The following is a 6,000-nucleotide window of genomic DNA, read 5'->3' as shown; positions in this document are numbered from 1 at the left end:
GCGGGGGTTAGCCCGCTGTTCCCCATGTTGGGTCTGTCATGGTTATATGTCCAGAGCCATTGTGTTGCGACCTCCTGCACGTCCTGAATGCTTTCAAACAAATACTGCTCCAGCCATTCCTGCCGGACAGTTCTGTTGTAGCGTTCAATATAGGCGTTCTGCTGCGGATTACCCGGTTGCGTATAGATCAGGGTAATCCCCTGTTTTTCGGCCCATGAAACCAACGTATGACTGACATATTCAGGGCCATTATCCATTCGGATGGCTTCTGGCCTGCCACGCCACTCCATAACCTGTTCCAGACAGCGGACAACCCGACAGGCTGGCAGGGAAAAATCAACCTCGATCGCCAGTCCTTCACGATTGAAGTCATCCAGAATGTTCAGGAGCCGAAAAGCACGTCCATCCATCAGCCTGTCCGCCATAAAATCCATGGACCAGACCCTGTTGGGAAGGGCCGGAACCGACAGCTTTTCTGGCTTTTCGCGAACCAGACGCTTGCGGGGTTTAATCCGCAGGTTGAGTTCCAGTTCCCGATAGATCCGATAAACCCGCTTATGATTCCAGAGCTGTCCCTGCACATTGCGCAGATACAGGAAACACAGACCAAATCCCCATCTCCTGTGAGCCTGGGTCAGTCCCACCAGAAGAGCGGCAATCCTGTCGTTCTCCGCTGCCAGTCGCGGACGATAGCGAAAGCAGGTCTCGGATATCCCAAAAATCCGACAGGCCAGCGCAATGCTGACCCCATGATGCGCCACAGCTTGTGCGGCCAGTTCCCGGCGCTGGGCTGGCCGCTTCATTTTTTTCCAAGGGCTTCCTTCAGGATATCCGTCTGCATGCTCAAATCCGCATACATGCGCTTCAGCCGACGGTTCTCCTCTTCCAGAGCCTTCATCTGACTGATCATCGAAGCATCCATGCCGCCATATTTCGCGCGCCACCGGTAAAACGTGGCGTTGCTAATCCCATGCTCCCGGCACAGGTCAGGAACCGGGACACCGCCCTCAGCCTGGCGGATCACACCCATGATCTGTGCGTCAGTAAAGCGATCACTCTTCATCAGAATCTCCTCATCCTTACGCTGAGAAAATTCTCATTCAAAAGCCACTCTTTTTATGGGGGGATTACCGTATGACTTCTACTTGTCAGGCTCTCACTGAGCGTTCTCAAACTATGCATTCACTTGTGAGCGACTTTAATGTTTAAACATAGTGAGAGAATGCCTGATCCTTACGTCTTAGATGTCGCCACGTTATCAAATTGCTGGTGAATATAGATCCTAGAGATATCAAGAACCTAAATAACCCGCACCATTCTTCCATTCACGGGGTGGGCGAATTGCCGGTGCTCATGAAATAGAAAAGGACGCCAACGGGCGTCCTTTTTATTTTAATTCCAGACTGACTGATCTGACTTGCTATCCTAAATGGGGCAGCCTTACTGCTTCATTGAGATTGTGTCTTCCAAGAGGGTATCGGCTGTTGTCACGGTCTTGGTATTGGCCGCATATGCCTCTTGAGCGACAATAAGTGCTGATAGATCACCGGTAAGATCTGTCGTCGAGGATTCTGTATAACCTACAGCTAGGGTTCCTGTCCCATTGGCCCCTACAACACCTGTTTCTGCATTACCTGATGCCGCGGTTGCAGTATATGCTTGCCCATCTACAGCCTGCAATCCATCTACGTTTTTGAAGTTGGTTAAAGCAACCTTTCCAACAAGTTGGGTATAGCCATTGTCGAACTCGGCCTGAATTGACCCGTCAGCTTCGATTTCGACACCTGTGTAAGTCCCACTTGCTACACTGTCACATGTCAGGGCACTAGAATCAGAACCTGTTGTAGTGTCTGTCGTAAGTTTGGCGCCGCTCAGATCGACTGTGTATGACGATCCCGCTACCGTAGCCGTGGTTGTGAGTGGAGATGAAGGTGCGCTGCCGTCAAATGATTTAACGGTCCCGTCTGTGTTAAAAACCACAGTATGTGATGCGCTGCTTACATCAGAAGTTGTGCCAGTGTTATAAGGATCCACGGCCTGCACTGACCAGGTCGGTGGAGAGGCAGAGGTTTGTGTCCATTTCATCGACACATATGTTCCATTGACCTCAGTCGGATCCGTCAGAAATGACTGGGTGCTGCCTGTTGTCGTGCCGATCACACTGTCGTTGGCCATGGAGAGTGTCGTACCGCTAACGGTCATGCCGCTGGACTGGCTCTCGGTAGCTGTGCCACCTGAGGCGGCCATTGTTGTTCCGCTAGTACCACCTATGGTTCCCAGATTGAGTTCCATGGTTTGCGACTGATTATTCCCGTAATTAGCGGTTATGGGTATTTCGGCAGTGGCCCCGGATATCGTTGAGCCTAGGGTCTTGCCCGTGCTGTTATCAACGATGGAGGATAGTGTTCCAGAACTGTCGAAAGTCACCTGATAACTATTGGGGGCGATAGTGCCTGTTCCATCCGCATCATATGCAGATACATTCCACACGAGCGGGTTGGTAGAGCTTTGAGTCCACTGTACAGCAATTTTATGAGGGTCGGAGTTTGAATCGTAAGTCGTTACAGGAGCAGATGTGTAAGACTGAGGAGTATATGTTTCCTGATCGCTGGTGCTGGAGGGGAGGGTTCCTACTGCAGCATTAAGGGTAAGTTCAGTTGTCTGTGTAGGCTTGAATGTGACATTGGAGACGTTGATTTGGCTGAGCTTTGATTCAAGTGCTCCGTTGGAGTTCACCATGTAACCATCTAGGTAATATCCTGACGTGTTTACAAGGTAGCCATCCTTATCCTCATAGAACTCCCCGTTCCGGGTGTAATATTGTTGAGAAGAGAATGATGTGGTTCCTCCAGCAGTTGCCGTGCCAGTCGCTTTCGAGACGTTGAAAAGACCTGAGCCCGATATGTCCAGAGCAAGGCTGTCAGAACTGGCGGTTGCTGTCCCTTCATTCTCGACATGCTGCACTGTCACAGCAGAGACAGAATCTGATTCTGCCTGAGATTCAGAGTTACCCTTAAGGTTGCCAGCGACAAAATCCTGAAAAGAAGTTGTATCAGCTTTATACCCGACCGTTTGACTGTTGGCGATGTTATTGCTCAGATTAGTGAACGCATCTGATTGAGCATTCATCCCGCTGACGGCTGTAGTAAGTGCATTAATAGCGCCTGCCATGGAGGGTTTGTCCTTATGCTTTGATATGCTGATCTGACACGTCTGCAATAATGCGTTGGCTCTGCATTTGTGCCTTTAGTTGCTGTCCTTATTAAAGGAAATAACGAGCAAATGTATGAACGCAAGAAAAGATGCACAAAACGTTACTAAAGTCTTTCTTTTTAAAGTGAATTACGTCTTGATCCAGGCGTCTTTAGCTTAACTAGATAGGCTATAATTGCTGCCACTGGTTTCCAGAATTCTTCGGGTATCTCAGTGTCGAGAGGGAGGTTGTATAAGGATCTGGCCAAGGGTGGGTTTGAAATAATAGGCACATTAGCATTATTGGCTATTTCCCTAATCCGAAATGCAAGATCATCAACACCTTTGGCGACTACTTGTGGGGCCGAACTACTATTTTTATCGTATAGAATGGCCACGGAGTAATGTGTTGGGTTGACAACGACAACGGTAGATTTTTTCACGTTGTCCATCATGCGTCTACGAGATCTTCTTAAGGCTATTTGTCTAATTTTGGCCTTTATGAGTGGATCTCCCTCCGTTTGCTTCATTTCATCTTTGATATCTTGGAGGCTCATTTTTAGCTTCGAGATACGATGAAATCTCGTCCACAGATCATCGAAGATGGTGATTACGCATTGTACAGCGAGAACCAGCAAAACTGAATAGACAAACCAACTCTTCATTTCCTGAGCTAGGCGTTGTGAACTCCATCGTTCTGCTTCAGGAGATAGTCTAACGGTTGATTTGGCAACGCCGTATAAGATTAGGCAGAAGATGATTAACTTTAGGAGGCTTTTGATAAGTTCAACAAGATTATTGATCCCGAATATTTTTTTTACTCCCTTCATAGGGGAGATGCGCGAAATGTCAGGTGTAAGAGCTTGAGGCCGGAAAAGAAAATTAGTCTGAAGGAGCCCGAATATTAGTGGCAAAGCAGCCCCAGTGATGAGTAGTGGTGCTGCAAGTTTTAACCCGTTGAGCCCAGCGGAAATGGTCGCTTTATAAAGCGATGCGGGGTCAGAATTGATGTTCCCAAAATTATTAAGACAAACCTTCATACTGGAAATGAAAGAGGGCGCAGCCGAGACCACATAAGTAGAGAAGACAAGGGTAAAGCCGGAAAGAGTTATGAGAAGCATAAACTCTCTTGATTGAGCAACATTCCCTTCATCACGAGCTGTCTGGAGCCTCTTTTCTGTAGGAGCCTGAGACTTTTCACCGCCTCCGCCATTTTCATCAGCCATATTTGGTTATTTCTGCTTTGGATGGGGCGGAGTGTTGGTAAGTGACTGAATGCCTGGCAATTCAAGCAAAATGCCCTGAATTCGTTCCTGCCAAGTCCCAGTAACCACTTGAATTAATAGAGCGAGAAGTAGCAAACTGCCTAGGAGTTGAGCTGGCATGGCTACGGAGTAAACCTGTAGAGTAGGCATCAGTTTATTAAGCACACCGAGCATCGCAGGCCACAGAGTGCCGATAAGCACAAAAGGTGCAGCCAATTGCATTGCTATCGAAAATGTCTCTCCAGTGGCCTGAGATATGCTATGCGCCATATCTCCTGTTATCTGCATTGTAATGTGGCCCGGAGGGAATAAATTATAAGATCCTACGATAGCGTAAAGAGGTAGGGCGTACATCCCAGTGGTGAAAATGATTACTGGTATAAGAGAATTGGCCATGTGACTGATGGCTGTACTGGATGAACCCAATTGACTATCAGGTTGAATGACACTGGACATACCGGTAAAGACGGACACAATTTGCATTGATATGGCTATTGATAGCGTTATTAGCCTCGCCAGTAATCCAATAAATATACCGCATAATATTTCTTCGGCGATTATCATGATAGCTGAGGAGGGCATCCTCATTGCTTCTCCAGCTAAAGACTGTATGTGGTCATTCACGACCGGCAGAATGGCCACCGTGGTTGCTAGGGCTATTCCAGCTCTGATCCTGCTAGGCGCACTGGTATCTCCCAGTCCAGGACTAGTCATTATGACCGCACTCACCCGGCAAATTATGATTACGAATGTCGAAGTGAGTGCCGCTAGGCTGCCGTTGGGGGAAAGGAGGTCAGGATTGCCTATAAAATCGGCTATTCTACTCAATCAGTAACCTCCGACCTTGATAACCTGATCAAAAATCATGTCAGCGTAAGAATGTACAGTTGCGTACATGAACGAACCAGTAAGGATCAGAGCCGCCATTGAGGCTGTAAACTTGGGAAGGAATGAAAGCGTAGGTTCACTAATCTGAGTAGTCGCCTGAAATAGAGAGACGCATACGCCTGCAAATAAAGAAGCCAAGAGCGTAGGGGCACCTAACTTTACAGCAACTATAAGAGTCTGCCGTAATATCTCATGGACATCTAAAGAGTCTGTAGTCATGCTTTCGGCACTCTCTCAATTTAAATCGACATTCTCATAACTTCTTGATAGGAGCTTACAAACTTATCACGAAGAACGGTTGTCGTTTGAAGACTTAGCTTCGCTTCTTCTACAGCCGCTGCCACATCAGCCATATTGCCTTTACCAGAAAGGGTCAGGGCAGTCTGATTCTCGGCTGATTTCCCGGTAGCAATCGCCCCAGATATTGCTCCTTCGAGGACTTGGCTAAAACTTGATACCGCGTCACCCGATGATTCTACATTTTGTTCTGTAGAAAGGCTCGGATCTAGCAGATCTTGCGCCTTTCTATATGCGCTTAAGGCGCCACCACCTTGTGTCGAGGATAATGATGAAATTGCATCTATGCTCATATTAAGCTTTGACCTGTCTCATGCCGAATCAATCTGATTGGCTTCATGTTCTGATAATGTATTAG

General features: G+C 47.7%; 6 protein-coding genes. All 6 read right to left on the bottom strand.

Annotation, left to right across the window (positions count from 1 at the left end):
- A protein-coding gene (locus tag CSR02_RS14850) for an IS3 family transposase (protein ID WP_099542196.1) occupies positions 1-1,063 on the bottom strand; the annotation gives its coding sequence in 2 pieces (ribosomal slippage) (positions 1-802 and positions 802-1,063; 1,064 coding nt annotated over the 2 pieces). This gene is flagged as partial in the annotation.
- A gap of 377 nt (positions 1,064-1,440) precedes the next feature.
- Positions 1,441-3,171: a flagellar hook-basal body complex protein gene (locus CSR02_RS14845; RefSeq protein ID WP_099542195.1), complete on the bottom strand. Its 1,731-nt coding sequence runs from the start codon at positions 3,169-3,171 to the stop codon at positions 1,441-1,443.
- Positions 3,172-3,332: 161 nt separating this feature from the next.
- Complete coding sequence (locus CSR02_RS14840) at positions 3,333-4,418, bottom strand: EscU/YscU/HrcU family type III secretion system export apparatus switch protein (RefSeq protein ID WP_099542194.1); 1,086 nt, start codon at positions 4,416-4,418, stop codon at positions 3,333-3,335.
- Positions 4,419-4,424: 6 nt separating this feature from the next.
- Positions 4,425-5,285 (bottom strand): flagellar biosynthetic protein FliR, encoded by an 861-nt coding sequence (locus tag CSR02_RS14835; protein ID WP_099542193.1) that lies wholly within the window; start codon positions 5,283-5,285, stop codon positions 4,425-4,427.
- The gene (locus tag CSR02_RS14830; protein WP_099542192.1) at positions 5,286-5,564 is read right to left on the bottom strand and encodes a flagellar biosynthetic protein FliQ; all 279 of its coding nucleotides are present in this window, start codon (positions 5,562-5,564) and stop codon (positions 5,286-5,288) included.
- A gap of 20 nt (positions 5,565-5,584) precedes the next feature.
- Entirely contained in the window at positions 5,585-5,935 is a 351-nt protein-coding gene (locus CSR02_RS14825; protein ID WP_099542191.1) for a flagellar hook-basal body complex protein FliE, read from the bottom strand.
- Positions 5,936-6,000 lie beyond the last annotated feature (65 nt).

The organism is Acetobacter pomorum, from assembly GCF_002738225.1.
In the GTDB taxonomy this organism is placed as follows: Bacteria; Pseudomonadota; Alphaproteobacteria; order Acetobacterales; family Acetobacteraceae; genus Acetobacter; species Acetobacter pomorum.
Note: the sequence above shows the minus strand (reverse complement) of the source record. Positions and strands in the feature narration are given on the sequence as shown.

Bases quoted from the DNA above. Each gene is read 5' to 3' on its own strand.
- CSR02_RS14845 (WP_099542195.1), bottom strand. From the start codon at position 3,171: ATGGCAGGCGCTATTAATGCACTTACTACAGCCGTCAGCGGGATGAAT.
- CSR02_RS14840 (WP_099542194.1), bottom strand. From the start codon at position 4,418: ATGGCTGATGAAAATGGCGGAGGCGGTGAAAAGTCTCAGGCTCCTACA.
- CSR02_RS14830 (WP_099542192.1), bottom strand. From the start codon at position 5,564: ATGACTACAGACTCTTTAGATGTCCATGAGATATTACGGCAGACTCTT.
- CSR02_RS14825 (WP_099542191.1), bottom strand. From the start codon at position 5,935: ATGAGCATAGATGCAATTTCATCATTATCCTCGACACAAGGTGGTGGC.